Annotated in this window: 22 protein-coding genes and 1 riboswitch; of the genes, 10 read left to right on the top strand and 12 right to left on the bottom strand. The window is 74.4% G+C overall.

All coding sequences use genetic code 11. From position 1 onward, the window contains the following. Window positions 1–9 precede the first annotated feature (9 nt). On the top strand, window positions 10–642 hold the full coding sequence (locus tag ACFFKU_RS09035) for an AAA family ATPase (RefSeq protein ID WP_380137315.1): 633 nt from the start codon (window positions 10–12) through the stop codon (window positions 640–642). 52 nt (window positions 643–694) lie between these two features. On the opposite strand, the gene ACFFKU_RS09030 is transcribed toward ACFFKU_RS09035, so the two are convergent. From ACFFKU_RS09030 to ACFFKU_RS09005, 6 genes are all read right to left on the bottom strand, one after another. Next, entirely contained in the window at window positions 695–1,483 is a 789-nt protein-coding gene (locus ACFFKU_RS09030; protein WP_380137314.1) for a fumarylacetoacetate hydrolase family protein, read from the bottom strand. 89 nt (window positions 1,484–1,572) lie between these two features. After that, the gene (locus tag ACFFKU_RS09025; protein WP_380137312.1) at window positions 1,573–2,703 is read right to left on the bottom strand and encodes a zinc-binding dehydrogenase; all 1,131 of its coding nucleotides are present in this window, start codon (window positions 2,701–2,703) and stop codon (window positions 1,573–1,575) included. A gap of 10 nt (window positions 2,704–2,713) precedes the next feature. Continuing rightward, window positions 2,714–3,985, bottom strand: a complete 1,272-nt coding sequence (locus tag ACFFKU_RS09020) for an MFS transporter (protein WP_380137311.1) — start codon at window positions 3,983–3,985, stop codon at window positions 2,714–2,716. Continuing rightward, window positions 3,982–4,839, bottom strand: a complete 858-nt coding sequence (locus tag ACFFKU_RS09015) for a fumarylacetoacetate hydrolase family protein (RefSeq protein ID WP_380137310.1) — start codon at window positions 4,837–4,839, stop codon at window positions 3,982–3,984. The genes ACFFKU_RS09020 and ACFFKU_RS09015 overlap by 4 nt, the downstream gene beginning before the upstream one ends. Window positions 4,840–4,849: 10 nt before the next feature. After that, complete coding sequence (locus ACFFKU_RS09010) at window positions 4,850–5,503, bottom strand: hypothetical protein (protein ID WP_380137309.1); 654 nt, start codon at window positions 5,501–5,503, stop codon at window positions 4,850–4,852. After that, window positions 5,503–6,531 carry an NAD-dependent epimerase/dehydratase family protein gene (locus ACFFKU_RS09005; RefSeq protein ID WP_380137307.1) on the bottom strand — a complete coding sequence of 343 codons (1,029 nt, stop codon included), beginning with the start codon at window positions 6,529–6,531 and terminating at the stop codon, window positions 5,503–5,505. The genes ACFFKU_RS09010 and ACFFKU_RS09005 overlap by 1 nt, the downstream gene beginning before the upstream one ends. A gap of 124 nt (window positions 6,532–6,655) precedes the next feature. Here ACFFKU_RS09005 and ACFFKU_RS09000 point away from each other — a divergent pair, with 124 nt between their 5' ends. Continuing rightward, window positions 6,656–7,879: a PucR family transcriptional regulator gene (locus tag ACFFKU_RS09000; RefSeq protein ID WP_380137306.1), complete on the top strand. Its 1,224-nt coding sequence runs from the start codon at window positions 6,656–6,658 to the stop codon at window positions 7,877–7,879. 97 nt (window positions 7,880–7,976) lie between these two features. Continuing rightward, window positions 7,977–9,365 carry an NtaA/DmoA family FMN-dependent monooxygenase gene (locus tag ACFFKU_RS08995; protein ID WP_380137305.1) on the top strand — a complete coding sequence of 463 codons (1,389 nt, stop codon included), beginning with the start codon at window positions 7,977–7,979 and terminating at the stop codon, window positions 9,363–9,365. Between the two features lie 69 nt (window positions 9,366–9,434). On the opposite strand, the gene ACFFKU_RS08990 is transcribed toward ACFFKU_RS08995, so the two are convergent. Together ACFFKU_RS08990 and ACFFKU_RS08985 are read right to left on the bottom strand one after the other, a co-directional pair. Then, entirely contained in the window at window positions 9,435–10,535 is a 1,101-nt protein-coding gene (locus ACFFKU_RS08990) for a branched-chain amino acid aminotransferase (protein ID WP_380137303.1), read from the bottom strand. A 117-nt stretch (window positions 10,536–10,652) separates the two neighbouring features. Next, a complete protein-coding gene (locus tag ACFFKU_RS08985) occupies window positions 10,653–11,699 on the bottom strand; it encodes a 3-isopropylmalate dehydrogenase (protein WP_380137302.1) in 1,047 nt (348 codons plus the stop codon). A gap of 166 nt (window positions 11,700–11,865) precedes the next feature. On the opposite strand from ACFFKU_RS08985, the gene ACFFKU_RS08980 reads away from it, so the two are divergent. The 5 genes from ACFFKU_RS08980 to ACFFKU_RS08960 all read left to right on the top strand — a co-directional run bounded on the left by ACFFKU_RS08980 (window position 11,866) and on the right by ACFFKU_RS08960 (window position 18,603). Then, entirely contained in the window at window positions 11,866–13,227 is a 1,362-nt protein-coding gene (locus tag ACFFKU_RS08980; protein WP_380137301.1) for a sensor histidine kinase, read from the top strand. After that, window positions 13,224–13,952, top strand: a complete 729-nt coding sequence (locus ACFFKU_RS08975; RefSeq protein WP_380137300.1) for a response regulator — start codon at window positions 13,224–13,226, stop codon at window positions 13,950–13,952. The genes ACFFKU_RS08980 and ACFFKU_RS08975 overlap by 4 nt, the downstream gene beginning before the upstream one ends. Window positions 13,953–13,975: 23 nt before the next feature. Next, on the top strand, window positions 13,976–15,124 hold the full coding sequence (gene rlmC, locus ACFFKU_RS08970) for a 23S rRNA (uracil(747)-C(5))-methyltransferase RlmC (RefSeq protein ID WP_380137299.1): 1,149 nt from the start codon (window positions 13,976–13,978) through the stop codon (window positions 15,122–15,124). A 92-nt stretch (window positions 15,125–15,216) separates the two neighbouring features. Continuing rightward, window positions 15,217–15,978, top strand: coding sequence for an ABC transporter ATP-binding protein (locus ACFFKU_RS08965; protein ID WP_380137298.1), 762 nt, complete (start codon window positions 15,217–15,219; stop codon window positions 15,976–15,978). A 3-nt stretch (window positions 15,979–15,981) separates the two neighbouring features. Further along, window positions 15,982–18,603, top strand: a complete 2,622-nt coding sequence (locus tag ACFFKU_RS08960) for an ABC transporter permease (RefSeq protein ID WP_380137297.1) — start codon at window positions 15,982–15,984, stop codon at window positions 18,601–18,603. A 141-nt stretch (window positions 18,604–18,744) separates the two neighbouring features. On the opposite strand, the gene ACFFKU_RS08955 is transcribed toward ACFFKU_RS08960, so the two are convergent. Further along, window positions 18,745–20,034, bottom strand: coding sequence for an RbtT/DalT/CsbX family MFS transporter (locus tag ACFFKU_RS08955; RefSeq protein ID WP_380137295.1), 1,290 nt, complete (start codon window positions 20,032–20,034; stop codon window positions 18,745–18,747). A 197-nt stretch (window positions 20,035–20,231) separates the two neighbouring features. On the opposite strand from ACFFKU_RS08955, the gene ACFFKU_RS08950 reads away from it, so the two are divergent. Then, complete coding sequence (locus tag ACFFKU_RS08950; RefSeq protein WP_380137293.1) at window positions 20,232–22,727, top strand: alpha/beta hydrolase; 2,496 nt, start codon at window positions 20,232–20,234, stop codon at window positions 22,725–22,727. A 15-nt stretch (window positions 22,728–22,742) separates the two neighbouring features. Here ACFFKU_RS08950 and ACFFKU_RS08945 read toward each other — a convergent pair whose 3' ends face one another. Continuing rightward, window positions 22,743–24,068, bottom strand: coding sequence for an LLM class flavin-dependent oxidoreductase (locus ACFFKU_RS08945; protein ID WP_380137291.1), 1,326 nt, complete (start codon window positions 24,066–24,068; stop codon window positions 22,743–22,745). Continuing rightward, on the bottom strand, window positions 24,065–25,486 hold the full coding sequence (locus ACFFKU_RS08940; RefSeq protein WP_380137289.1) for an O-acetylhomoserine aminocarboxypropyltransferase/cysteine synthase family protein: 1,422 nt from the start codon (window positions 25,484–25,486) through the stop codon (window positions 24,065–24,067). The genes ACFFKU_RS08945 and ACFFKU_RS08940 overlap by 4 nt, the downstream gene beginning before the upstream one ends. A gap of 211 nt (window positions 25,487–25,697) precedes the next feature. Further along, window positions 25,698–25,782: riboswitch (SAM riboswitch) on the bottom strand. An 83-nt stretch (window positions 25,783–25,865) separates the two neighbouring features. Between ACFFKU_RS08940 and ACFFKU_RS08935 the strand changes: the two genes are divergently transcribed. Continuing rightward, entirely contained in the window at window positions 25,866–26,189 is a 324-nt protein-coding gene (locus ACFFKU_RS08935) for an antibiotic biosynthesis monooxygenase family protein (RefSeq protein WP_380137288.1), read from the top strand. 13 nt (window positions 26,190–26,202) lie between these two features. On the opposite strand, the gene ACFFKU_RS08930 is transcribed toward ACFFKU_RS08935, so the two are convergent. After that, on the bottom strand, window positions 26,203–26,850 hold the full coding sequence (locus tag ACFFKU_RS08930) for a FadR/GntR family transcriptional regulator (RefSeq protein ID WP_380138051.1): 648 nt from the start codon (window positions 26,848–26,850) through the stop codon (window positions 26,203–26,205). Window positions 26,851–26,898: the final 48 nt, after the last annotated feature.

The following is a 26,898-nucleotide window of genomic DNA, read 5'->3' as shown; positions in this document are numbered from 1 at the left end:
AGAACACCGTTGCCCCCGATCCCGACGTCGGCCGGGCTCGGTGCGCCCCCGGGGCCCCCGCCGTTCGCCACGGACCCCTACGCCCGGATGCTCAGCCCGAACGGCGTCCCCGTCGACCAGCTGGTCAGCGTCCTGCAGAAGTCCATCCGCCGCAGCGAGGTCGACACCGCCGTCCTGGCCGCCTACGAGATGCACACCACCTCCCCCGAGGTCGCCGCCCACCTGTGGCGGCGGTTGCGGCTGATCGCCGTCGAGGACGTCGGCCAGGGCGCCCCTCTGGCCCCGGTGCTGCTGCGCGAACTGCAGCGGGACTACGAGGACAGCGGGGGGACCGACTGGATGCAGGTGGTGCACGCCGTCCGCCACCTGGCGACGGCCCCCAAGGATCGCACCAGCTCCGAGCAGGCGGACTACGTGCGGACCGCCGCCGACGCCGGGGTGCTGCACCTGCAGGTCCCCGACCACGCGCTCTGCCTGCACACCCGGGCCGGGCAGCTGAGGGGCCGGGACCTGTTGCAGTGGTGGCGCCACGGCGCCCGGGTCGTCCCGGAGCTGGACGCCGCGGACCACCGCTACCGCGACGCGCTGGTCGACTGGTGCCGGCGGGTCCTCGGACGCGCCGACGCCGACGCGCAGGACTGACGGCCCCTCCGTCCCGCCCCACCCGCACCGCGCGGGTGGGGCCGCGGGCGGCTCAGCGCTCGGCAGCCACGAACGGGTTGCTCAGGACCCCGATCCCTTCGATCTCCACGTCGACCCGCTGCCCGGGCCGCGCCGGACCCACCCCGGCCGGGGTCCCGGTGAGGATCACGTCACCGGGCAGCAACGTCATCGCGCGGGTCACGTGCGCGACCAGGGAGGGGATGCTGCGGACCATCTGCGAGGTGCGCCCGTCCTGGACGACCTCGCCGTCCAACCGGGTCGTGATCCGGACGTCGGCGTAGTCCAGCTCGGTCTCGATCCACGGGCCCAGCGGGGTGAACCCGTCGGCCCCCTTGGCCCGCCACCACTGCTTGTCCGGGCCCTGCAGCGCGCGGGCGGTGACGTCGTCGGCGATCGTCCAGCCGTAGATCACGTCGTCCACGCGCGACTCGGGCACGTCCTTGCAGATCCGGCCGATGACCAGGGCCAGTTCGCCCTCGTAGTGCAGTTCCCCGCCCGCCCAGTCCGGGACGGTCACCGGGTCGCCCGGCCCCGACACCGAGGTGTTCGGCACGGTGAACACCAGCGGTTCCTCGGGCACCTCGTTGCCGAGCTCGGCCGCGTGCTCCGCGTAGTTGCGCCCGATCCCGAGGACCTTGCTGCGCGGGATCACCGGGGCCAGCAGCCGCGCGTCGGCCAGCGGCACCCGCTGCCCGGTCGGGTTCAGCGGCGAGTACAGCGGGTCCCCGGTCACGACGAGGATCTCCTCCTCGCCCTCGGGACCCTCCACGACGCCGTAGCGCGGGTCGGAGCCACCTGCGGAGAACCGTGCGATGCGCATGCGCGCCACCGTACGGGAGGCGGCTCCTCCGCCTCCGGCGGGCCGGACCGGCCCCGACCGGCGGTCCACCGGTCGGGGTCGGGTACGGGTCAGGGTCGGGCCGCGGCTCCCGGGGTCACGACCGCCCGCCCCTGGATCCGGCCGGCCCGCAGGTCGGTGAAGGCCTGCTCGATGTCCGTCAACGGGTAGCGGCGGGTCACGGTGTCGGTGACCGAGAGCGCACCGGCGGCGGCCCGCTCGACCACGGCGGGCAGGTCGGTGCGGGTCCGGGCCCCGAAGGAGCCGGTGATCTGCACCCCGCGCCGGACCAGCGGGGTGATCTCGACCGCCGCCGTGGCCGCCCCGGCCGCGATGCCCACGGCCACCATGCGTCCGCCGTCGCCGACCATCCGCAGGGCCTCCTCGAACGTCTGCGGCAGCCCCAGCGCCTCGAACGCGACGTCGGCGCCCCCGCCGAGGAGGTCCCGCACCGCGGCCACCGGGTCGCTCGTGCGCGAGTTCACCAGGTGGTCGGCCCCGAGCCGCCCGGCCCCGGCGAGCTTCTCGTCGTCGACGTCGACCGCGACCACCGTGGCCGCCCCCTGGTCCTTGGCCAGCTGGACCAGGCTGGAGCCCACCCCGCCCACGGCGACGACGACGACGGTCTCACCGGGCTGCAGGCGGGCCGCGTTGCGGACCGCCCCCCATGCGGTGAGCCCGGCGCAGCCGAGGACCGCGGCGGCCTCCGGGTCCAGGCCCGCGGGCAACGGGGTGAGCGCGGTGACGGGGACCACCGCGTACTCGGCGAAACCCCCCATCGAGTACATGGCCAGCGGCCGACCGTCGGTGCGGTGCAGGCGCGTGGTCCCGTCGTAGAGGACCCCGCGCAGGCGGTTCTGCGCGAAGAACGCGGCGCACAGGTCGTCGCGACCCCGACCGCAGGCCGGGCAGTTCCCGCACGGCATCACGAACGCCCCCACCACCTGCCCGCCGACGGCGATCCGCTCCCCCGTGACCCCGGGACCGAGTTCCACCACCTCCCCCGAGACCTCGTGGCCCAGGACGGCGGGGGCGGGGAAGGCGACCTCCCCCTTCATGACGTGCAGGTCGGTGTGGCAGACCCCGCACGCGTCGACCCGGACCAGTGCCTCCCCGGCACCGGGGACCGGTCGCCGGATCTCCTCGAGCCGCAGCGGCTCTCCCGGCCGCTCCCAGACGGCGGCCAGCATCGAGCTCGTCATGGTCTTCCCCTCACCGGTCGGCCGTGATGATCTTGTCGGCGGTATCGGGCACGAACAGGCACCCGACCAGCCCGACGAGCGCGCCCACCCCGCCCAGGGTCAGGGCGATCCGGAGGTCGCCCCCCGCGATCGTGAGCGCCGCCAACGGGAACAGCCCCGAACCGATCCCGCGGGCGACGTAGTACGTCGCGCCCGAGCCGAAGGCGCGGTGCCGGGTCGGGTAGAACTCCGAGATCCAGGTGCCGAGCACGCCGAACCCGGCGTACCCGATGGCCGGGCCCATCAGCGCCACGACGGCAAGGACCGGCCCGCCCGAGGACAGCAACGCGAAGGCCGTGAAACCCACCACGCCGACGATCCCCGCGCCGAGCGTCGCCCGACGCCGACCGACCCGGTCGGACAGTCCGCCCGCCACCACGTAGGAGGCGATGCCCAGCAGCGTCCCTACCGTCAGCAGCAGGGTCGAGGTGCGCAGGTCGGTCCCCGCGACCTCGCGCAGGAACGTCGGCGCGAAGGTGATGTAGGAGTAGCTGGCGGCGAACACCCCGGTGGTGCAGATCGTCAGCAGGACGCCGCCGCGGATGAGCGCGCCGTCGGGGCGGACCCGCGGCCCGCCCTCCGCCCGGGTCGGAGCGGACGCCCGGGCCGCCTCCCAGACCTTGGACTCCGGCAACCAGACCCAGGCGGCCAGCGCGATCAGCAGGCACCCCACCCCGATGCCGACGAACCCGTTGCGCCACCCGGCGTCCGGGCCGAAGGAGGAGATGGTCACGTACAGCACGACCTGGGTGATGAGGGTCCCGGCGATGAACATGCCCTGCAGGACCGATCCCATGAGACCGCGCTTGGGGGAACGCCAGCTCTCCGCGAACATCGCGAAGATCACGCCGAACGCCCCGCCCATGGCCAGACCCGCGACCACCCGCGTCGCGGTGAACAGGCCGAAGTCGGTGATGAACGCCCCGAGGATCGCCGCGACCGAGTAGAGGCCGGTGAACACCACGTAGGTGAGGCGCCGGCCGCGCCGGTCGGCCAACCACCCGAACAGGAACCCGCCGGCGATCGAGGCCAACGACTGCAGGGTGATCACGCCGACGATGGCCTGGTTGGTGACCCCGAACGATCCGGCGAGCTCCCGCAGGGGGAAGCTCAGCAGGTTCAGCTCCATGCTCTCGATGAGGGCACCGATGACGGCGAACGAGAGGATGAGACGCCGTTGCCGCGAGGTGTAGGCGCTGGCCGCGGTGACCGCCGCGGCGCTCAGTCCCACCTGGGGGCTCATGCGCGCGCCCGTTCCCCGGTGGGGGCCGCCAGCGTGTGCCGCATGCTCCCCAGGCCCTCGATCGTGGTCTCCAGCACCTCACCGGCCCGCAGGTACAGCGGCGGGGTCCGCCCGAGCCCCACCCCCTCCGGTGTCCCCGTGAACACGAGGTCCCCGGGCAGCAGCGTGACGCTGCGGGACAACCGGGAGACCAGTTCGGGCACGGAGAACACCAGGTCCGAGGTCCGGGAGTCCTGACGGGTCTCGCCGTCCACGGTGGTGACCACGCGCAGGTCGTCGGGGTCGGCGAGCTCGTCGGTGGTGGTGAGCCAGGGACCGATGGGGGCGAACCCCGGGCAGGACTTGCCCAGGCTGAACTGCGGTGGGGAACCGGCGTTCTGCAGCGTGCGGTCGGAGAGGTCCTGCCCGACCGTCAACCCGGCGACGTGGGCCCAGCCGTCCGCCACCGAGACGTCGCGCGCTCGTCGACCGATCACCGCGACCAGTTCCACCTCCCAGTCCACGGTGTCCCCACTGAGCTCGATCTCCCCGGTCGGCCCGGTGATCGAACTGGGGAACTTGGTGAAGACCAGGGGCTGGGTGGGGACCGGCAACCCGGACTCGTGGGCGTGCCGGACGTAGTTCAGCCCGATGGCGAAGACCTGCGGCGGGCGCGGGACCGGCGGGCCGAGGTCCTCCGGGGCGAACGGCTCGGCCGCCCCTCCGGCGGTCCCCGCCCAGGCCCGGAACGCGTCGAAGTCCGCGAACGCGGTCTGCGGGTCGGGGCCGAACCGCCCCCCGCTGGCGGTGGCGACGTCGAGGGCGCCGTCGGGGGTGAGGACGGCCAGACGGCCGCGGACGGTGGCGATGCGCACGGGTTCTCCTTCAGTGGGAGCGCAGTTCGAGCACCAGCTCGAACTCGCGGAGGTCGAGGGCGAGGTCGGGGGGCAGGCCGAGGTCGTCGGGGCCCACCCCGGTCTGGGGTTCCAGCAGCACCGTGGCCCCCGCGGTCGGGCCGGCGGCGGTGCCGCGCCCCTCGGCGGTGGCCGCCTTGGCCCCGCTGACGGCCGCGTCGGGTTCGTAGACCGACGCGACGTGCAGGCGGTGGTCGGCGACGAGTCCGGGCACCCGCTCGCGCAGGGCGTCCAGCCGTGCGGCCGGACCCAGCTCGGCCGCCAGGACCCGCCCGGTGGAGCCGACCCCGTGGACCAGGGTCGTCCGCGCCGCGCACCGGCGGAACTCCGTGAACAGCGGCACGACCCGACGGGTCAGCTCGGTCGGCGCGTCGAGCTTGGCCAGGTAGGCCGCCGACGAGAGCACGTCCACGTCGTCGGTCTCGTAGACGGTGAGGAAGTCGGTCGCGGGGCCCGCACCGACCCCGGCCGCCCGGAACCGCCGGGCCCGTCGGAACCCGGGGGTGGAGACCCGCTCCGGCAGGTGCTCGAAGTTGTACCAGTCCTCGAAGAGCGCGAGATCGGCGTTCCCGACGGTGATCCAGTTGATCATCGCCCCCGCCCCCGCCACCGTCGCGAAGGTCATCAGAACGCCCCGTCGCGCTGCTGGAACTTGGTGGGTTTGCCGATCGTCGGGCCCGAGGCCGCGACCCAGGCGGCCACGGTCTCGACCATGTCGGCCAGCGTCGTGCTCGGGAAACCGAAGGCCTGCTGCGCCTCGGCCCCGTCCATGACGTACCCGGTGCCCGTCTCCTGCCCCTCGAAGCGGGGTTCGCGGCCGAACCGTTCCCCGAAGATCTCGGCCAACCGACGGACCGAGACGATCTCCGGTCCGGTGATGTTCAGCCGACGGGGTGGGGAGTCGGCCAGGTGCAGGGAACGGATCGCCCAGGCGGCGACGTCACGCTGCCAGATCACGCTGGCGTGCCCCATGGCCAACGGGATCGGGATCCCGTCGTGGACGGCCTGGGCGATCTCCTGCAGGACCCCGTAGCGGGTCTCGATGGAGTACCCGAGCCGGAACTGCAGGACCGGCGTGCCGAACCGGCGGGAGAAGTGCTCGAACATCCGCTCCCGGCCCACGCAGGACGCTGCGTACTCCCCGACGATCCCGGGCCAGTCGGCCTCCCGGGAACCCCCGGTCGCAGCATCGGCCAGCGGGTAGGTCACCAGCGTCGAGAAGCTGACGATCCGGGATTCCCGGTAGCGCTGGGCGACCCGGCCGGGCAGGTAGGTGTTCATCATCCAGGTGAAGTGCTCGTTGCCCACGGTGCCGAACTTGTTGCCCGCCATGTAGATCACGTTGGCCGCGTCCGGCAGCGCGGCCAGGTGGCCGTCGTCGGTGAGATCGGCCGGCACGGGTCGCACCCCGTACTGCTCCAACGTCGCGCGGGCCGCCGGGTCGGAGAACCGGGCGACGCCGTAGACGGTCTTGTCGACCCCGGCCTCCCGGATCGCCCGGGCGGCCATCCCCGCGACGCTCGGTCCCACCTTGCCGCCGACCCCCAGGACGACGAGATCACCCTCCAGCCGGGCGACGTCGGCGACGACCTCGGGTGTGGGTTCGGTCAGGGATTCCTCGAGCGCGGGGATGTCTGCAGGGATGGTGGCCATCGTCGGCCCTCCTCGATGTCTCGGCTCGTCGACGACCTCGTCGCCGTCGACCCGGCAACCCTCGCAGTGCCCTTCCCCCGACCACCATGGGTCGGTGCCCCCGCATCCGACCTAGGATGTTGTGGTGACGCCACAACCCGGGTACGGACCCGACCTGGACGCGCTCACCGTCCGGGCCGCCGACCGGATGTGGCACGTCTACCCGGGCTACTCCGAGGATCGTTTCCCGCACGCCGAACTGCTGCCCTCGGTCCGCGCGAACGTGGCCCTCGCCGCCACGGTGCTGCGCCGGGGTTCGGGCCCGACCGGGGCGGAACTGCGACCGGCGCGGGAACTCGGAGCGCACCGGGCCAACCAGGGGGTTCCCCTGGAGTCGATCATCCAGGCCTACCGGCAGACCGAGCGCGTGCTCGTGCTCGACCTCGTCGCCCGGGCCGGGGCGGACGCCGGGCGCTTCGCGGACGCGGTGATCTCCTGCTTCGACGAGCTGACCGACGCGATGATCAACGCCTACCGCGACGCCTCGAGCGCGATCGAGACCGAACGGCGTCGGGTCGGGGACGAACTCCTGACCTCGCTGGCCGCCGGGGTGGACGTCGGCGCCGCCCGTCTCGAACGGTGGGCCTCGACCCTGGGGATCGGGACCGAGGGCCCCTGGGTGGCCCTCGCCGTGGCCGAACCGCAGGCCGACCCCGTCGACCCGGTGACCAGCGCCGCCCGTCGGCTCCTGCTGCCGGTCCTGCAGACCCGGTTCCGTCACGTCGTCGCCGCCGACGTCGAGGGCGCGCTGCTCGTCCTCGTCGGTCCGGGGCCGGGGCCCGGGTCCGCCGCCGAGGACGACTCCCCCCGCTCCGCGCTGCTGCGGACCCTGGCCTCCGCCCCCGCCCTCGCGGGGGCGGGCACGCCCCTGGTCTGCGGCGTCGGCGAGGACTGCGCGGCGCTGGCCACGGCCGCGGTGTCCTGCCGGCAGGCCCGGGAGGCGGTCCGGGTGGCCGCGCCGGGGGACGGCTCGGGCACCGGGCCGGGAGCGGGGCCCACCGTGGTGCAGTACCGGGACGCCCTGGTCGACGTGGTGCTCGGGGGGCACCCGAGCGCGGCCGACGAGCTGCACGACGCCGTGCTCGGGCCGCTGGCCGCGCACCCCCACCTCGTCGAGACCGTCGAGGCGCTGCTCCGCAACGATCTCTCGCAGTCGGCCACCGCCCGCGCCCTGTTCGTGCATGCCAACACGGTCAGCCACCGGGTGCGGCGCATCCAGGAGCTGACCGGGCGCGACCCGACGGCCCTGCCCGACGTGGTCGAGTTCTTCCTGGCCCTGCGACGGCGGGCCACCCGACCGTCCCGGTGACGGGCGCCCCCGGGCGACGCGGGATCATCCGTCCTGGCCCCGCCCCGGCGCGGCCGCGCTCCGCAGTCCCCGTCGTCCCGCCCTCCGGAGGCCAGGAATGTCCGACCCCCGTCCCTTGATCCTCGCGCTCTACGAGCAGGCCTCGGTGGGATGCGGGGGTGCGCCGGGGCTCTGGACGCACCCCGCCGACGACCGCGTCGGCGTGAACTCCCTCGACCGGTGGCGCGACGTCGCGCTGACCGTCCAGCAGGCGGGTCTGCACGCCCTGTTCCTGGCCGACGTCCTCGGCCTCTACGACGTCTACGAGGGATCGGTCGACGCGGCCGTGCGGGAGGCCGTCGAGGCCCCGGCCAACGACCCGTTCGGCTACGTGCCGGCGCTGGCCGAGGTCGCCCGCGACCTCGCCTTCGTCGTGACCGCGTCCACCACCTACGAGCACCCGTTCAGCCTGTCCCGCCGGTTCGGGACCCTGGACCACCTGACCGGGGGACGCATCGGCTGGAACGTCGTCACCAGCTACCTCGAGTCCGCGGCGCGGAACTTCGGGCTGGACGGGCAGCTGAAGCACGCCGACCGCTACGGGCGGGCCGAGGAGTTCCTCGACGTCGTCTACCAGCTGCTGGAGGGGAGCTGGGCCGACGACGCCGTGGTGGCCGACAAGGCGTCGGCGACCTGGGCGCGCACCGGGTCGGTGCGCCCGATCGACCACGTGGGGACCCACTTCCGGGTCGCCGGACCGTCGCTCACCTCGCCGTCGCGGCAACGGACCCCGGTGCTGTTCCAGGCGGGGTGGTCCCCGCGCGGGCGGGAGTTCGGGGCCCGGCACGGCGAGGTCGTCCTGCTCCCCAAGTCCGACCCGCACGAGATCCGGGCCGGGCTCGACGACATCCGTTCCCGCGCCGCGGCCCTGGGCCGCGAAGCCGAGGACGTCCGCGCCCTCGCGCTGGCCCGGATCGTGGTCGCCCCCACCCGGGCCGCGGCCCAGGAGAAGCTCGCCGACCTGCAGAGCGCCTACCGGCTGCAGGCCCAGCTCGTCTCCTACAGCGGCGACTCCGGCATCGACATCTCCCGCTACGCCGACGACGAACCGCTCTCCACGGTGACGAACGGGTTGACCTCCTACGTCCCGAAGGCGGGCCCCGGTTCTCCCCCGCTGACCGCGGGCGACGTGCGCCGCCGGTTCGCGAACGTCGACCGGGGCAGCGACCTGTTCTTCGTCGGGACCCCCGGGGAGGTGGCCGTGGCGATGGGCGAGCACGCCGCGACCGCGGGTCTCGACGGGTACATGATCAACCCGCTGACGAGTCCGGGGACGCTCGCCGACGTCGCGGAACTCCTCGTGCCGGAACTCGTCGACCGGGGCCTGTTCACCCAGGGGGTCAAGACCGGCTCGCTGCGCTCCCGGGTCCGCCTCGACGGCGCCGACCGGCTGCCGGACTCGTTCCCGGGCAGCCGCTTCCGGCGTCCGACCCCGTCCCGCTCCTGAAACGCCCGCGACCCCCGCCCGGACGACGGGCGGGGGTCGCGGAACGATCGCGCAGGCGGTCGCGAACGATCAGACGATCCGGGTGGTCCAGCCGTGACGGTCCTCGGCGCGGCCGTACTGCACGTCCAGCAGCGCCTCGCGGACGGCCAGCGTCACCGGCCCCGCCTCCCCCGTCCCGTGCACGAGTTCTCCGTCGCGGGAGACCAGGCGCCCGACCGGGGTCACGGCCGCGGCGGTCCCGCAGGCGAAGACCTCGGTGATCCGCCCCGAGGCCACGCCCTCGCGCCACTCGTCGACGCTCACGCGCCGTTCGGACACCGCGTGCCCGAGGTCCTCGGCCAGGGACAGGATCGAGGAGCGGGTGATCCCCTCGAGGATCGACCCGGACAGTTCCGGGGTGACGATCGACCCGTCGTCGTGGACGAAGAACAGGTTCATCCCGCCGAGTTCCTCGACCCAGCGACGTTCACCGGCGTCCAGGAAGCACACCTGCGCGCAGCCGTGGGCCGCGGCCTCCTGCTGGGCGACCAGGCTGGCGGCGTAGTTCCCGCCGCACTTGGCCGAGCCGGTCCCGCCCATCGCGGCGCGGGTGTAGTCCTGCGAGAGCCAGATCGAGACCGGCTTCACGCCCCCGGGGAAGTAGCTGCCGGCCGGGGAGGCGATCACCAGGTAGCGGACCTCGTGCGCCGACCGGACACCGAGGAAGGCCTCCGTGGCGATCATGAACGGACGCAGGTAGAGGCTGGACTCCCCACCCGTCGGGACCCATTCGGCGTCGGTCCGCACCAGGGCGGCGATCGACTCCAGGAACGCGGCCTCGGGCAGCTCCGGCAGGGCCAGCCGGCGCGCCGACCGGGCCAGCCGCTCGGCATTCGCCTCGGGACGGAACAGGTGCACGGACCCGTCGGCCCAGCGGTAGGCCTTCATGCCCTCGAAGACCTCCTGCGCGTAGTGCAGGACGGCGGCCGAGGGATCCAGCGACAGGGGTCCGTAGGGGACGACGGCCAGGTCGTGCCAGCCCCCGTCCCGCGTCCAGGTCGCGGTCGACATGTGGTCGGTGAAGTGGTTCCCGAAACCCGGGTCGGCCAGGATCTCGGCCCGGCGGGCGGCGGCTACGGGCGACGCGGACCGGGTCAGCGGGAACTCGAACGCGGTCGTCGTGGCGCTCATCGGCTTCTCCTCGGGTGCATCGCGGTGGTACCCACCGGTGGTCCCCCGACGGTACCCGGTCGGGGTCGGGTCGAACTGCGGGTCGAACTGCGGGTGGAACGGGACGCCGCGGCCGGCTCAGACCAGCGCGGCCAGGGCGTCGCCGACCTCGGCGGTCCGGCGTCCGCCCACCGCGCCCTCGGCCCGACGGGAGAGGTCGGTACGGACGGCGGTGCGGATGCGCTCGCCGAGGTCCTCCCGTCCGAGGTGGTCGAGCAGCATGCCGGCCGACAGCACCGCCGCGGTCGGGTCGGCCTTCTGCTGCCCGGCGATGTCGGGCGCGGATCCGTGCACGGGCTCGAACATGCTCGGCGCGGTCCGGTCGGGGTTCACGTTGCCCGACGCGGCCAACCCGATGCCCCCGGTCACGGCGGCGGCCAGGTCGGTGAGGATGTCGCCGAACAGGTTGTCGGTGACGATCACGTCGAACCGGGACGGGTCGGTCACCAGGAAGATCGTGGCCGCGTCCACGTGCAGGTAGTCCACCGTCACGTCCGGGTGCTCGGCCCCGACCGCCTCGACCGTGCGCCGCCACAGGTGCCCGGCGTGCACCAGGACGTTGTGCTTGTGCACCAGCGTGAGCTTCTTCGCGGGCCGGCCCGCGGCGCGGCGGAACGCGTCGCGCACGACCCGCTCGACCCCGTAGGCGGTGTTGACGCTGACCTCGGTGGCGATCTCCGCGGGCGTCCCCACCCGCAGCGCGCCGCCGTTGCCCACGTAGGGCCCCTCGGTGCCCTCGCGGACGACCACGAAGTCGATCTCGCCGGGCTCGGCCAGCGGGCCCGCGACCCCCGGGAAGAGCGTCGAGGGACGCAGGTTGACGTAGTGGTCGAGCTCGAAACGCAGCCGCAGCAGCAGCTGCCGCTCCAGCACCCCGGACGGGACGCTCGGGTCCCCCACCGCGCCGAGGAGGATCGCGTCGTGCTCGCGCAGCTCGCCGAGGACCGTGTCGGGCAGCGCCTCCCCGGAGGCGTGCCACCGACGGGCGCCGAGGTCGTACTCGGTGGTCTGCACCGACGTGCCGCTGCCCGCCAGCACCGCGTCCAGGACCTTCAGGGCCTCGGGGGTCACTTCCTGACCGATCCCGTCCCCGGGGACGACGGCCAGCCGCAGGGTGTCGCTCATGGTCGGCGACAGTAGCGGAGCCACCACCCCGAGCGTCCAGCATGCGGGCACGGCGTCCCACCCGTCGAGACGGGGCGACGGGCCCCGGGAGGGCCCGACCGGGCGGCGCCCAGGATCCGCCCGCAGGGGGACGACCCGGCCACGTCCTCCGCCTAGGGTCGGGGACGTGGGCAGCGGCATCGAGGACACGCGGGACGTGTGGGCCCGTCGCCCCGACGGCCCGCGGGTCCGTGACCTCGACGAGGCCCTCGGCCGTCCGTCCCGGCCGGAACGGGTGCCCGGCCGCGGGACCCCCGGACCACCCGTGGAGGGACCGGGCGGGCCCCGCGACGAGCGAGCGCCGCTCGAACCGGACCGGGTACGGCGCTGGATGCTCCTCGACGGGATCGGTGCGCTGCTGCTCGCCGTCGTCACGGGGGTCGCCCTGGGCAGCGAGGGCGGCGTCTCCCTGGTCGTCGCGCTGGCGCTCTGCGCGCCGCTGACCCTGCGCCGCACGCATCCCGAGCTCAGCGGGGCGCTGGTGGCCACGGTGGGCCTGCTCCAGGTCCCCGTGCTGGCGAGCTTCGCCGCGGCCAACGTCGCGGTCCTGTTCTCGGTGTACGCCCTGGCCGCCTACGCCCGCCCGTGGGCCGCCCGGGGCGGGTTGCTCCTCGGGCTGTTCGGGGCCGGGGTGGCGGCCCTCGCCTACTTCGGCTCCGAGGGGCTGACGGTCGTCGCCCTCACCGCCACCTTCATCGCGGTGGTCGTCGTGACCGCGTGGGCACTCGGCCGGTTGCGCCGGGCCGGGATGCGCAACGCCCGCTCGCAACGCGAGCGGCTGCGGTTGCTGCAGAACGAGCGGGAGCAGGAGCTGCGGATGGCGGCGGTCTCCGAACGTCAGCGCATCGCCCGCGAGATGCACGACGTCGTGGCCCACTCGCTGTCGGTGATCATCGCCCAGGCCGACGGCGGCCGGTACGCCGCACAGACCGACCCGACGGCCGCGGCCACCGCCCTGGAGACCATCTCCTCGACCGGACGGCAGGCGCTGGCCGACATGCGCAACCTGCTGGGCGTGCTGCGCGCCGGACCGGCCGACGAACGTCGGCCGCAGCCCGACGCGACCCAGATCGCCGACCTCGTCACCCAGGTCCGGGCCAGCGGACTGCCCGTGACCCTGCAGGAGGAGGGGAGCCGGCACGACCTGCCCCCCGCGGTGGGCCTCGCCGCCTACCGGATCGTGCAGGAGTCGCTCACCAACGTCCTCAAGCACGCCGGGCCGGCGGCGAGCGCCCGGGTGCGGCTGGACTGGGGTCCCGACGCGCTCGACCTGCACGTCGAGGACGACGGCCGCGGCGCGGGCACGCTCGCGGCCTCCGGCGGGGGCGGTCAGGGGTTGATCGGCATGGCCGAACGCGCCCGCCTGCACGGGGGCACGCTGGAGGCGCGACCCCGACCGGGCGGCGGTTTCTCCGTCCGCGCGAGACTGCCCTACGCCGCCCCCGGTGGGCGGGCCCCGAGAACCGGAACCCGAGGAGTCCCCGCATGACCATCCGCGTCGTCCTCGTCGACGACCAGCAGCTCGTGCGGGCGGGGTTCCGCATGGTCATCGACTCCCAGCCCGACCTCCGGGTCGTGGCCGAGGCGGCCAACGGCGCCGAGGCGGTGGACGTCGTCACCGGCACCCCGTGCGACGTGGTCCTGATGGACGTGCGCATGCCCGAGCTCGACGGCATCGAGGCCACCCGACGGATCACGGCCGCCTCCACCGGGGCCGAGGAGTTCCCCCGCGTCGTCGTGCTCACGACGTTCGACCTCGACGAGTACGTGGTCGCTGCGATCGGGGCGGGGGCCAGCGGTTTCCTGCTCAAGGACGCCCCGCCGGAGGAGATGCTGGCCGCCGTGCGCACGGTGCACGCGGGCGACGCGGTCATCGCGGCCAGTTCCACCCGCCGGCTGCTGCAGCACGTCGGGCCGTTGCTGCGCACGGGTTCCGGCCCCGGCGCCGGGTCGGGGACCCCGACCGCGGGGCCCACCGACCTCCCGAGCGACCTCACCCCGCGCGAGCGGGAGGTGCTCGAGCTCATGGCCCACGGCCTCACCAACACCGAGATCGCGACCCGGTTGTTCGTCTCCGAGGCCACGGTCAAGACGCACGTGGGTCGGGTGCTGCACAAGACCGGCTCCCGCGACCGGGTCCAGGCCGTCGTGCTCGCCTACACCGTCGGCCTGGTCCAGCCCGGGGAGATCCTCGCCGGGTCCGACGGGTCCTGAACCGGGTTCCGGGGACCGTCCCGATGCGGTGCGCCTACTTCGACGCCGGCACCTGCCTCTCCTGCACCCTCATGAACGTCCCCTACGCCGAGCAGGTGGCGGCCAAGGAGGAGCGCTGCCGCGCCCTGCTGCCCCACCCCGGGTTGCGCTGGGAACCCACCGTCGCGAGCCGGGAGTCGGCCTACCGGAACAAGGCCAAGATGGTGGTCGGGGGCACGGTGGCCGCCCCCACCCTGGGGATCCTCGACGAGCACCGCGCCGGGGTCGACCTGCGCGGGTGCGGGGTGATCGCCGACGCCCCGTCGGCGACCCTGCCGGCCGTGGCCGGTTTTGTCACCCGCTGCGGCCTCGTGCCCTACGACGTGCGCACCCGTCAGGGGGAGCTCAAGTACGTCCACGTCACCGGGTCCCCGTCGGGGGAGCTGATGGTCCGGTTCGTCCTGCGGTCCCGCAACCAGCTCGGGGTCCTGCGCCGGCACCTGCCCGCCCTGCTCGGGGAACTCCCCGCCCTGCGGGTCGTCTCGGTCAACCTGCTGCCCGAGCACAAGGCCGTGGTCGAAGGGGCGGAGGAGATCGTGCTCACGGAGCAGGGGACGCTCCGCATGCCGCTGGCCGGCCTGGAGCTCGACCTCCGCCCGCAGAGTTTCTTCCAGACCAACTCCGAGGTCGCGGCCGCCCTCTACGAGCAGGTGGGCGCCTGGGTCGACGAGCTCGACCCGGGGTCGGTGTGGGACCTGTACTGCGGGGTCGGGGGTTTCGCGCTGCGCTGCGCCGGCCCCGGACGCCGGGTCACCGGCATCGAGCTCAGCGCCGAGGCCGTCGAGAGCGCCCGGTCGACGGCGCGCCGGACGGGCCGCCCCGACGTGACCTTCCACGCGGGTGACGCGACGGCGTTCGCCCGCGCGGCGGGGACCGTCCCGGACCTGGTCGTGGTCAACCCGCCCCGTCGCGGGATCGGCCCGGAACTGGCCCACTGGCTGCAGGACAGCGGGATCGGCCACGTCGTGTACTCCAGCTGCAACCCGGTGAGCCTCGCCGCCGATCTGGCCCGGATGCCCGGCCTGGTCCCGGTGCGGGGTCGCGTCTTCGACATGTTCCCCCAGACCGGGCACGTCGAGGTCGCGGTGCTCCTAGAACGCCGGGACCGGGTCCCCGGTCCACCCACGGGATGAGTCCTCCGGGTGGACGTCGGCCCCCCCGGGCGCGGGACGGATCCGTTCCCGGGGCGACGCGGGCGGACACGTCCGGAACCTAGGTTCGGGACATGCTCCAGACCGAGATGTCCAGCCGGGCCCCGCGGACGACCGCGGCCGTCCGGGCCGTCGCCCTCCGCAAGACCTACGGCCGGGGGGACGCCGCGGTGACCGCCCTGCACGGTGTCGACCTCGGTTTCGCCGCCGGTGACTTCACCGCCATCATGGGCCCGTCGGGTTCGGGGAAGTCCACCCTCATGCACTGCCTGGCCGGGTTGGACGACGTCTCCTCCGGCCAGGTGTTCCTGGGCGAGCAGGAACTCAGCGGGTTGTCCGACGCCGCGCTGACCCGGTTGCGCCGCGAGCGCATCGGGTTCGTCTTCCAGAGTTTCAACCTGCTGCCGGTGCTCTCGGCCCAGGAGAACATCCTGCTCCCCCTCTCGCTGGCCGGGCGCACGCCGGACCCGGCCTGGTTCGCCGACGTGACCGCCCGCCTGGGTCTCACCGACCGGTTGCGCCACCGGCCCTCGGAACTGTCCGGCGGGCAGCAGCAGCGGGTCGCGGTGGCCCGGGCGCTGCTGCCCCGCCCCGACGTCGTCTTCGCCGACGAACCCACCGGCAACCTGGACTCCCGGGTCGGGGCCGAGGTGCTGAGCCTGCTGCGCAGCAGCGTGCGGGAGTTCGGGCAGACCGTGGTCATGGTCACCCACGACCCGGTGGCGGCGGCCTACGCCGACCGCGTCGTGCTGCTGGCCGACGGCCGCCTGGCCGGGGAGCTGCACCGCCCCACGGGCGACGAGATCATCGACGCGCTCCGCACCCTGGGCGGCTGAACCGTGGCCACCGCAACGCTTCCCGCCCCCGCGCCGCGCCGACTGCACGATCCTCTCGCCCGCGTCGCCCTCGCCCGCATGCGGCGCCACCCGGGCCGCCTGGTGGCCTCCGGGTTGGCCGTCGTCATCGCCGTGGCCTTCGTGGTCGCGACCCTCACCCTCACCGCCTCCTCCCGGGCCGCCGTCCTCGCGGCGGTCGGGGCCCCCTACGTGCACAGCGACCTCGTGGTCCAGACCCCCGGCTACGACCCGGAGACCGGGGAGGAACGGACGATCGTCCCGGCCGCGGTCCCCGCCCTGGGCGCGCTGACCGGGGTGGCGCAGGTCGTCGCCGACCGCTCCACCTACGTCCAGGCCCGCGGGGAGGACGCCGCGGGCGACTCCTGGACCCGGGTCGACGCGCTCACCCCGGCGGGACCGCTGCGCGCGGAGCGGGTCTCCGCCGGGCGGCTCCCGGAGGCCCCCGACGAGGTGGCGGTCAGCGACCGGGTCGGCGTCGGGATCGGGACGACGATGGTCGTCACCAGCTACCCGCCCGTCGACCCGACCGGTACGACCGGTACCACCGGCACGGACGGCACGGACGGCACGACCCCGCCGGACCCGGAACCCGTGCGCACCCCAGTCAGGGTGGTCGGCCTGCTCGACCTCGCCGGCGACCCCTCGGCGGGGGTGTCCGGCCGCCTGGTCGCGCTGCCGGAGGTGCTCGGCCCGTGGGGGGCCGCCGCCCCGACGCAGCTGCGCATCGCCCTGGTCCCCGGGGCCGACCCGGGCGCCGTCCGGGCCGAGGTCGCCGACCTCGTCCGGGCCGACCCGGACGCGAGGGTGCTCACCGGGACCGCGGCCGCGGAGGAGGCGGCGGCGGGTTACTCCGGTTCGGCCGCCGAGCTGGGCACGGTGCTGCTGGCCTTCGCCGCCATCTCGGTGCTCGTCGCCGGGCTGGTCATCGCCAACACGTTCGCGGTGCTCATCGCCCAGCGGACCCGGGAGCTCGCCCTGCTCCGCGCGGTGGGGGCGAACCGGTCCCAGGTCGCCCGGGGCGTGCTGGTGGAGGCCCTCGTCTGCGGGGTCCTGGCCTCCCTGGTCGGGATCGCGGCAGGCGTCGGGTTGTCAGCGGTGGTCTCGGGGGTGCTGGCCGGGATCGACTCCCCCATCCCGCTGGGCGGGCTGGTGGTCCCCGGATCGGCGGTGCTGGCCGGGATCCTGGTCGGCACCGGGGTCACGCTCGTCTCGGCCCTCGTCCCGGCCCGGTCGGCCACCCGGATCGCCCCGCTGGCCGCGCTGCGCCCCGCCCTGGTCCCCCTCGGGGCCCGTCCGAACCGGGTGCGGGCCGTCCTCGGGTGGCTGGTCTTCGTCCCCTCGACCGGGCTCATGCTCGTCTGCGCCGGGAGCGGGCGGTTCCTGGAGGCGGTCGCGGCCGGGGCCGTGAGCTTCCTCGGCTTCCTGCTGCTCGCCCAGTCGCTCGTGCCGTGGGTCGTCGGACGCCTCGGGCGGTGGGTCGCCCCGCTGGGCGGGGTCCCGGGGCGCCTGGCCGCGGGCAACGCCGTGCGCAACCCGCGCCGGACCGCGGCGACGGCGACCGCGCTGCTCATCGGGGTGACCCTGACGACGGCCATGGTGGTCGGCGCGCAGTCGACCCGGACCACGGCCGCGGCCGGTCTGGCCGCGGCCTACCCCACCGACGTGGTGGTCAGCGCGTCGGAGGACGTCCCGCCCGCCGCCCGCGAGCAGCTGGCCGGGCTCGACGGGGTGGCCGCGCTGACCCCGGTCACGGTGCTCGACCTGCCCGACGGGACCCGGCTGCTGGGTCTCGACCCCGCCGGGGCGGCCGCGGTGGTCCGCTCGCAGGACCGCTCCCCCCTCCCCACGGCCGGTGAGGTGGTGGTCGGCGGTGAGGAGGCGGCGGGCAGGGGGCTCTCCGACGGCACGACGCTGAGCACGACCGACGCCGCCGGATCGGCCCTGAGCACCGGGTTGCGCATCCGCCTCGCCCCGGACTCGCACCTGGGGATGACGGCGACCACCGCCGACGTCGCCGCCCTGGCCGGGCGCGAGGGTCTGCCTGCCCCCGCCTCGCAGCTCTGGATCCGCCTCGCCGACGACCTCTCGCCCGCGGAGGAGTCCCGGGTGGTCGAGGCGATCACCCGGACCACGACCGACCTGCTCCCGAGCAGCGACGTCGCCGGGGTGGTGACCGAACGGACCGCCCTGGACCAACTGGTCAAAACGATGCTGCTGATCGTCACCGGGTTGCTGGCCGTCGCCGTCCTGATCGCCCTGATCGGGGTGGGGAACACCCTGGCCCTGTCGGTGATCGAGCGACGCCAGGAGTCCGGTCTGCTGCGGGCCCTCGGCCTGACCCGCCGCCAGCTGCGCTCGACCCTGGCCTGGGAGGCCGCGCTCGTGGCCGGGGTGGCCGGGTTGCTCGGCGCGGCCCTCGGGACCGGGTACGGACTGGCCGGGACCCAGGCGGTGCTGGGTCAGGCCGGGGACGTGGTGGTCGACGTGCCGTGGCTGCAGGTGCTCGCGGTCGTCGTGGTCTCCGGCCTGGCCGGGGCCCTGGCCTCGGTCCTGCCCGCCCGCCACGCCGCCCGCACCCCTCCGGTCGCCGCCATCGCCGACTGACCCCGCCGGCGCAGGCAGCACCAGGCCTTACCCCTCCGTGATCAAGGAATGAGTCGACTCCTGCCCCACCCGTCGTGGGGCAGGAGTCGACTCATTCCTTGATCACGGAGGGGTTTTCGGGGCGGTGTCGGGGGGGTGGTCTCAGTGGTGGCGGGCGCCGCGCTCGTCCTCGGGGACCCGCAGGAACCCGACGAGGACGAAGGCCACCGCGTAGAGACCGACGAAGGCCCAGACCACCGCCGCGTTCGAGCCGCCGAGGGCCTGCACGAGGGCGACGACGGCGGCCCCGGAGAACGCGGCACCGCCGGCGGCCGTCGTGTACATGGCCATGGCCGCCCCGGCGTGGTCGGGCGCGAGGTGGGGCATGATCGCGCCCATCGGGACGAACCCGGCAAGCATGACGCCGAAGAACACCCCGGCGGCGACCGAGGCCACGTAGCCCCAGTCGGAGTTCGGGACCCACTGCGGGACGTACCACCAGGCGAGCAGACCCACCGCCGAGCCGACGATCCCGAACCAGCGCACGGTGCGGGCCCAGCCGATCGCGTCCCCGACGGCCCCGAACACGGCGTTGACGAGGATGTTGCCGGCGTAGACGCACACGGTCATCAGCAGCCAGCGGCTCTGCCCGTAGCCGAGCTGGTCGGCGATCACGACGGGCAGGATGATGAACATCCCGTACTGCGGCGAGGTGTTGATCAACCGGACGAGGAACCCGGCCAGGATCTTGGGTCGGCGGACGGTGAGGCGCAGACCCGCGAGGAGCACGCCGCCCGCCGACTCCCCGGGCGGGGCCAACCGTCCGCGGCCCGTGGGTTCGCGGACGCCGAACCGGGTGATCAGGAACCCGGCCAGCACGAGGACGGAGGAGGACACCATGGCGCCCGTCTCCCCGTCGAACCCCCCGCCGAAGGCGGGGATGGCGAACACCGCGTAGAGCGACCCCAGGGTCGGCAGCCCACCCGTGAACATCACGTAGAACCAGCCGACCGCCTTCCCGTTGCGCGAACTGGGGACGATCGCGTTGATCCAGACGAGGAAGGCGAAGGCGAAGAGCGGGTAGCCGAAGCCCCGGAAGAAGTAGCTCGCGGCGATGAGAGCGGTGCTGCCGGCGGCGAGGCTCGCGAGGAACGCGGCCTGGAAGACCACCCACACCGCGAAGCCGAGCAGCATGACCCGGCGCGGCCCCCAGAGGTCGGACAGGGCGCCCGAGAGGTACGAACCGACGATCACCGCCACGCCGTAGGCGGTGAGGATCGTGCCGGCGGTGTTCTGGCTGCCGACCACCGCCTCGACGTGCGGGGAGACGAAGTTGGACTCGACCCCGTGCCCGGTCATGAACACCAGGACGCCGAGGAAACCCCACCGCAGGGGGTGCGGGACGCCGATCCGGTCGAGACGCGTCTCCTGGGTGCTGGTCCCGGTCGCCACGAGGGGTCCCTCCGTCGCCGACGACCCCGGTGGCGCCGGACCCCCCGACCGTACCCGTGCGTCCGCTGCGAGCCACCCGAGGAGCGAGCGGCGGGCAAGGGGGTACCCGCCGAAGGGGTGGAAAACGCGTCCCGAAGTCACGACTTTCGTTCAGGCCGTTCACCTGCGGCCGGAACCGGCCGAACTCCACAATGCGGATGATCTTGCGCACCGCGCGGACGGGAACGAAGGGCAGCGAACAGCTCGTGACGGGTCGTAGAAGGTCTCGACGTCTTCTCCTGGTGGCGTGCGCCACCACCCTCGGTCTGGGACTGGGGGCACCCGCGCAGGCGGCCACCACCCCGCTGCCCACCGGGAGCGGGACGGACGGGGCGTGGAGCGTCCGCGCCGCGGGGGCGGACTCCTGGACGGTCAGCCTCACCCTGGACTCCCCGCTGCCGGTCCGCGCCGCCCAGCCGGAGCTCGCCGTGGACGGCACGGTCCTCGGGGTGGCCCGCGAGGCGGCCGACCGGCACACCCTGACCCTGCGGACCAGCGATCCCCGGGTGCTGCGCGCCGCGGACGTGCAGCTCGCCTGGAACGGCCTCGTCGCCGACGAGGGCACCGGCCTGCTGCGGCACGCCGCGCCGGGCGCCTCGTTGCTGGCCCGCACCGCACCGAACCTCGGTCCCCTGCTGGCCCAGGACCCGGCCGCGCGCGGCACCTCCGCGGTGCTCCGGGCCGACTACGACCTGGGTGACACCGCCGTCCGCCTGCCCGGGCTGAACGGGCAGGCCGTGGAACTGCGTGCGGCGGTCTACCTGCCGCAGAAGGCCTCGGGCCCCCGTCCGGTCGTCGTGTTCCTGCACGGACGCCACCAGGCCTGCTACGGCGACACCGAGTCCTTCGACAGCTGGCCCTGCGCCAGGGGCAGCAAACCGGTCCCCTCCCACCTCGGGTACGGCCAGGCCGCCGAGGCCCTCGCTTCGCAGGGCTACGCGGTCGTCTCGATCTCCGCCGACGGCATCAACGCGCTCGACTGGTCGGCCCCCGACGGCGGGGCCCAGGCGCGCGGGGAACTCGTGCTGGCCCACCTGGACCTGCTCGCCCAGCTGAACTCGGGTCGGGTGGGCGTGAAGGGCGGGTCCAAGGCCGCGCAGGCGGCCGCGGCCAAGGCCGCCGCCACGCTGAAGGGCCGGCTCGACCTCGACGACGTCGGGCTGATGGGTCACTCGCGCGGGGGCGAAGGGGTCGTCGAGGCCGCCCTGCTGAACGACGAGCGTCCGGCGCCCTACGGGATCAAGGCCGTGCTGCCGTTGGCCCCCACCGACTTCGCCCGCACGACGCTGCCCGGGGCGGCGATGGCCGTCGTCCTGCCCTACTGCGACGGCGACGTCTCCGACCAGCAGGGCCAGCACTACTACGACGACACCCGCTACGCCGCGCGCGACGACGTCCTGCGCTCGTCGCTGCTGGTGATGGGCGCCAACCACAACTTCTTCAACTCCGAGTGGACGCCCGGAACGTCGGCCGCTCCCTCGAGCGACGACTGGTACGACGACACCGACCCGGTCTGCGGCAGCGCGGCGAAGAGCCGGCTCAGCGCCGCCGAGCAGCGGGCGGTCGGCGCCGCCTACGTCTCCGGGTTCTTCCGTCTGACCCTGGGCGGGGAGAAGCAGTTCCTGCCGCTGTTCGACGGCACCGGGGGCCGGGCCGCCTCGGCCGGGCGGGCCGTGGTCGACGTGCAGGCCCAGCAGCCGCGTTCGGCCCGCGTGGACCTCGCGCCGCTGACGGGTCCCTCCCCCGCGGTCCGGATCGCCGGGGGCGCCGTGTACTGCGCCGGCCAGGGGGAGGCGGTCGCGGGCCGGCCGGTCCCCTGCGCGGGCAGCGACCGCTCCGCCGGCGACCTGCCGCACTGGACCCCGGCCTACTTCGCGGCCAACGTCCCGACGAACCCCGTCCTGCACCTGACCTGGAACCCGCGCACGGTGAAGAAGCAGTCGGTCGCCGTGGACGTGGCCAAGGGGTCGATCCGCGGCACCTACCAGGCCCTGACCTTCCGGGCCGCCACCGGCAGCGCGAAGGCGGGCGACGGTCTCGACGTCACGCTCACCGACGCCGCCGGACGTCGCTCGACGGTCGCGGTCTCGCGGTACTCCGACGCCCTGACGCCGCTGCCGACCCTGGCCGCGGAGTTCGGCGGTACGGCCAAGATCGTCATGCAGACCGTGCGGGTGCCGCTCTCCGCGTTCACCGGGGTCGACCTCGGGAAGGTGCGGACCGTGACGTTCACCCCGTCCAGCACGCGGGGCGACGTGTTCCTCGGTGACGTGGCGCTGGACTCCCCCGCCCCCGGTCACGGTGCCCCGAGCACCCTGCCCGCGGTCAGCATCGGGGACGTGGCCGTCGAGGAGGGGAACGCGACGTCCACGGTGTCCATGCCGCTGGTGCTCTCCCACCCCTCGACGGTCCCCGTGACGGTGAACGTCGACACCGGCGTGGACAACGACGACGCGCGGTTCCCGAGCGTCTGGAAGCAGGTCACGATCCCCGCCGGGGCGCGCACCGCCTCCGTCGCGCTCACCGTCGACGGGAACACCGAGACCGACCCGACCACCACCCTGCACGTGACCCTGTCGGCCCCGACCAACGCGATCGTCGGCGACGGCTGGGGCAACCTGCAGCTGCTGGACGACGACTTCGGCCAGGACTGAGCGGGGCCGGCGGGCTCAGAAGTCGAACAGGTTCTCGCGGACCCCGCCGGACCCGAAACCGTCGCGCAACAACCCCCGTCGGCGCAACACCGGAACCAGGTCCCCCAGGACCCGGTGCACGCCGACGGGGTGCAGGTCGCCCGAGAGGGCGAACCCGTCGTTGTCGGCGTCGCTGCCCAGCTCCTCGGCGAAGTCGGCGAACTCCTCGGCGGTGCCCACGGAACCGGTCCGGTCGGCGACGCGTCCCTTGCGGGCCTTGCGGGTCAGGAGTTCCCGCAGCGGCGCGTCCGGGGTGTCCCCGAGCAGGCCCCGGATCGTCCCGGCCGAGACGTGCTCGCCGAAGAACCCCTCGGGCACGGGCCGGTCCAGCGACAACCGGGTCAGGTCGCTCTCCAGGTCGCTGGACCAGGCCGACGCCACCTCCCGCAGGACCGCCTCGTCCGGGTCGGCCGAGGCGGCGACCACGCGTTCGGCCTCCTCGACGCTCGGGGTGATCTCGGGTTTGAGCACGAACAGGACCCGCAGGTCGGACGCCTTGCGCCCGTGCGACTCCGCGGCCGAGACCACCCGGGCGCGGTAGTCCCGCACCGCCGCGGCGCTCAGCGGCGCCAGCGCGAGCTGGACGTCGGAGAACGCACCCGCGAACCCCAGGCCCCGCGGGGACCCGCCCGGGGAGACCAGCACCGGTTCGTCGCCCCCCGGGAACGGGGGCGCGTTGAGCGGACCGGTGACGTCGAAGAACTCCCCGCGGTGCGTGAACGCGTCGATGAGGGTGCCGTCGGCGTAGTGACCGGTCCCCGGGTCGGCGACCAGCGCGTCCCCCCAGCTCCGCCAGAGCCGGCGCACGACCTCGACCCATTCCGCGGCCCGGTCGTAGGCCCGGTCGTGCGGGAGGGGGTCGGCCCCGACGTGGCGGGCGCTGCCGACGTCGGTCACCAGGTTGATCCCGAACCGTCCCGCGCCGAGGCGACCGCGGGAGAGGTGGTGCAGCGTGGCCGCCTGGCGGGCGGCCAGGTAGGGCGGAGTGATCCCGGCGTTGATCGTGGGTACGACGCCGAGGTGCTGGGTCGCCGCGAACAGGTACGGGGCCAGCAGCAACGGGTCGAGCTTGGGACCGCCGTAGCCCCCGCGGACCCGGAGGTCCAGGGTTTCCGGGTTCCCCAGCGACACCGCGTCCTCGGCGATGACGAGGTCGAAACCGGCCTGCTCCAGGAGCTGGGCCGACTGCTGGTAGAGCTGCGGCGCGGTCCAGTCGAGGTCCCAGCGCTGGTAGGGCCGGCCCCATCCCTGGGGGCCGAAACCCCGGGAGAAGAACCAGCCGAAGTGCTGCAACCGGCTCATCGGGCCACCCCCGTCGCAGAGACGGGGGTGGCCGCACGGGCCGCGGCCAGGCCGAGGCGCAGATCGGCGAGCAGGTCGGGCACGTCCTCCACCCCGATCGACAACCGCAGCACGCCCGGGCCGATGCCGTCGGCCGCGAGCTCGACCGGGTCGCGGTGGGCGTGGGTGGTCGAGGCCGGGTGCAGGGCCAGGGAACGCACGTCGCCCAGGTGGGTCATCCGGCTGAACAGCTGCAACGCGTCGAGGAACGCGCGCGCCGCGGGCCGCCCCCCGCGCAGGGACACGGCCAGCACCGCCCCCGCACCCCGGGGGAGGTAGCGCCGCGCGAGCGCGTGCGAGGGACTGGACGCGAGGCCCGCGTAGTCGACCCGGTCCACCTCCGCCCGCGCCTCCAACCAGGAGGCGATCTCCAGGGCCGACGCGGACTGCCGGGCCATCCGCAGCGAGAGGGTCTCGATGCCCTGCTGCAGGAGGAACGAGTTGAAGGGCGCCAGGGTCGGCCCCAGGCGCGCGGCCAGCGCCCGCAGATAGCCCGGGTAGGCCCGCTCGCCGTACCGCTGCGCGTAGGAGGCGCCGCCGAGCACCGCGGTCTGTTCCTCGAGGTTCGCCACGGTCCCGGGCAGCGCACCGGCGGCCGTGACGACCACCCCGCCGAGCGCGCCGCCGTGGCCGGAGAGGAACTTGCTGGCGGAGTGCACGACGACGTCGGCCCCGTGCTCCAGCGGGCGCAGCAGGTAGGGGGTGGCCAGGGTGTTGTCGACCACCAGTGGCACCCCCGCGGCGTGCGCCGCGTCGGCGACGAGCCGCACGTCCAGGACGTCGTTGCGGGGGTTGGGGATCGACTCGGCGAAGAACGCCCGGGTGGTGGGGCGGACGGCGTCGCGCCAGGCCCGCGGGTCGCGCGCGTCACGGACGAGGTCGACCTCGATGCCGAACCGGGCGAAGTTCTCCCGGAACAACCCGCGCGACCCCTCGTAGAGGCTGTCGGCGGCGACGAGGTGGTCACCGCTGCGCAGCAGACCCAGCAGCGCGGTGCTGATCGCCGCCTGCCCGCTGCCGACCGCGACCGCCTCCGCGCCACCCTCCAGCGCGGCGACCCGGCGCTCCAGGGCGGCCGTCGTCGGGTTGCCCATCCGGGTGTAGACGTACCCCTCGTCCTCGCCGGTCTCCCCGGCGAAGCGGGCGGCGGCCTCGTCGAAGTCGGCGAAGACGAACCCCGCCCCGAGGTGGACGGGGGCCACCCGGGCGCCGTGGCCCGGGTCGGGGAGCACCCCGGCGTGGACCTGGGCGGTGCTGAACCCGGGTGGGCCGACCGGGGGGAGGTCGCCCGCAGCCGAGACGGACTCGACGAACGCGGGCAGGGCGGGGCTGGGCAGGATGGGGCTGGGCAGGGTGGGGCTGGGCAGGGTGACGGACACGGGTGACCTCGGTCTCGGGTGCGCGGCGACGGGCCGCCGGCGGAACGACGGGGAACGACGGGGGACGGGTGCGGGGGCGTCAGCCCCGACAGCTCCCCGCGGCGATCCGCAGCAGGTCCACGTGCCGACGGCGCACGAGCGGCACCGAGCGGTGCGCGACCCGGGACGGGACTCCGACGTGGCGACTCTTCAACTGCGGCACAGCACACCTCTTCCATCGTCCTTGGCGGGAGCACCGTTCGGGGCGGTTGCTGCGGCGTCGTCGAGCCAAGTCTCTCGGCCGCTCTGGATGGGAGAGATCAGTGGACTCCAGGACGGGCGCCGCTGTCAACCGCCGCCCGGGGTCGAGGCGTCCGACCGTGCGTGCGAGGCTTCGGGCATGGCCGTCGTGAAGATCAATGCGATCGAGGTTCCCGCCGACGGGGGGCCCGAGCTGGAGCGTCGCTTCGCCCACCGCATGGGTGCGGTCGAGGGGACGCCGGGCTTCCTGGGGTTCGAGCTGCTCCGCCCGGTCCAGGGCGAGACGCGCTACTTCGTCTACACGAAGTGGGAGACCGAGGAGGCGTTCCAGGCGTGGGCGAACGGCGGCGCCCGCGAGGCGCACGCCGGGGAGCGGGCCCGCCCCGTCGCCACCGGCTCCAGCCTGCTGGAGTTCGAGGTCGTGCTCGGCGCCGTCCCGGTGGACCCGTCCGCCGCGAGCTGAGCCCCGGGGACCCTCAGCCGGTGAGCCGGGAGAGGGCCTGCCTCACCTGACCGAGGTGGGCGCGCATCGCCTCCGTGGCCGCCTCGACCCGGCCGGCGACGACCGCCTCGACGACCCGGGCGTGCTCGTCGTCGGAACGGCTGCGACGGTCGGGGATGAGGTTGAGGGTCTGCGACTGCGCGGTGAGCGCGGACCGGATCTCGGCCAGCATCGACTCCAGCACCCGGTTGCGGGCGCAGGTCGCGATCAGGGCGTGGAACCGCGCGTCCATCCGGGCCCACTCCCCCGGGTCGGCCTCGACCCGCATGCGCTGCAACAGGTCCTGCAGTTCCTGCGCCTGCTCCGGAGTTCTCCGCGCCGCCGCCCATCCGGCCGCCGGGACCTCGACCAGGGGCCGGACCTCCAGCAGTTCGTGGGCGGCGTAGTTCGCGAACACCGGGTCCGGGCCCAGGCTGTCCTTGACGACGAACGACCCCGCACCGGTCCGGGCCTGGGTCAGCCCCAACGCGTGGCACGAACGCAGCGCCTCCCGCACCACCGACCGGCTGACCCCGTGCCGCTCGGCCAGCGCCGCCTCCGAGGGCAACCGGGTCCCCACGGGGAGCTCCCCGGTGAGGATCGCGGCCCGCAGATCGGCGAAGAGGGCCTCGGCCGCACTCATCCGCACGGTGCTGGGGGCGCGCCGGGCCCACTCGACGTCGGGGTCGGC

It is taken from the genome of Kineococcus gynurae (genome assembly GCF_042433995.1).
Classification (GTDB): Bacteria; Actinomycetota; Actinomycetes; order Actinomycetales; family Kineococcaceae; genus Kineococcus; species Kineococcus gynurae.
Note: the sequence above shows the minus strand (reverse complement) of the source record. Positions and strands in the feature narration are given on the sequence as shown.

Excerpts from the sequence above, each read along its gene's own strand:
- ACFFKU_RS09030 (WP_380137314.1), bottom strand. The coding sequence starts at position 1,483 with ATGCGCATCGCACGGTTCTCCGCAGGTGGCTCCGACCCGCGCTACGGC.
- ACFFKU_RS09025 (WP_380137312.1), bottom strand. The coding sequence starts at position 2,703 with ATGACGAGCTCGATGCTGGCCGCCGTCTGGGAGCGGCCGGGAGAGCCG.
- ACFFKU_RS09020 (WP_380137311.1), bottom strand. The coding sequence starts at position 3,985 with ATGAGCCCCCAGGTGGGACTGAGCGCCGCGGCGGTCACCGCGGCCAGC.
- ACFFKU_RS09010 (WP_380137309.1), bottom strand. The coding sequence starts at position 5,503 with ATGACCTTCGCGACGGTGGCGGGGGCGGGGGCGATGATCAACTGGATC.
- ACFFKU_RS09005 (WP_380137307.1), bottom strand. The coding sequence starts at position 6,531 with ATGGCCACCATCCCTGCAGACATCCCCGCGCTCGAGGAATCCCTGACC.
- ACFFKU_RS08995 (WP_380137305.1), top strand. The coding sequence starts at position 7,977 with ATGTCCGACCCCCGTCCCTTGATCCTCGCGCTCTACGAGCAGGCCTCG.
- ACFFKU_RS08990 (WP_380137303.1), bottom strand. The coding sequence starts at position 10,535 with ATGAGCGCCACGACGACCGCGTTCGAGTTCCCGCTGACCCGGTCCGCG.
- ACFFKU_RS08985 (WP_380137302.1), bottom strand. The coding sequence starts at position 11,699 with ATGAGCGACACCCTGCGGCTGGCCGTCGTCCCCGGGGACGGGATCGGT.
- ACFFKU_RS08975 (WP_380137300.1), top strand. The coding sequence starts at position 13,224 with ATGACCATCCGCGTCGTCCTCGTCGACGACCAGCAGCTCGTGCGGGCG.
- rlmC (WP_380137299.1), top strand. The coding sequence starts at position 13,976 with ATGCGGTGCGCCTACTTCGACGCCGGCACCTGCCTCTCCTGCACCCTC.
- ACFFKU_RS08965 (WP_380137298.1), top strand. The coding sequence starts at position 15,217 with ATGCTCCAGACCGAGATGTCCAGCCGGGCCCCGCGGACGACCGCGGCC.
- ACFFKU_RS08950 (WP_380137293.1), top strand. The coding sequence starts at position 20,232 with ATGATCTTGCGCACCGCGCGGACGGGAACGAAGGGCAGCGAACAGCTC.
- ACFFKU_RS08945 (WP_380137291.1), bottom strand. The coding sequence starts at position 24,068 with ATGAGCCGGTTGCAGCACTTCGGCTGGTTCTTCTCCCGGGGTTTCGGC.
- ACFFKU_RS08935 (WP_380137288.1), top strand. The coding sequence starts at position 25,866 with ATGGCCGTCGTGAAGATCAATGCGATCGAGGTTCCCGCCGACGGGGGG.
- ACFFKU_RS08930 (WP_380138051.1), bottom strand. The coding sequence starts at position 26,850 with ATGAGTGCGGCCGAGGCCCTCTTCGCCGATCTGCGGGCCGCGATCCTC.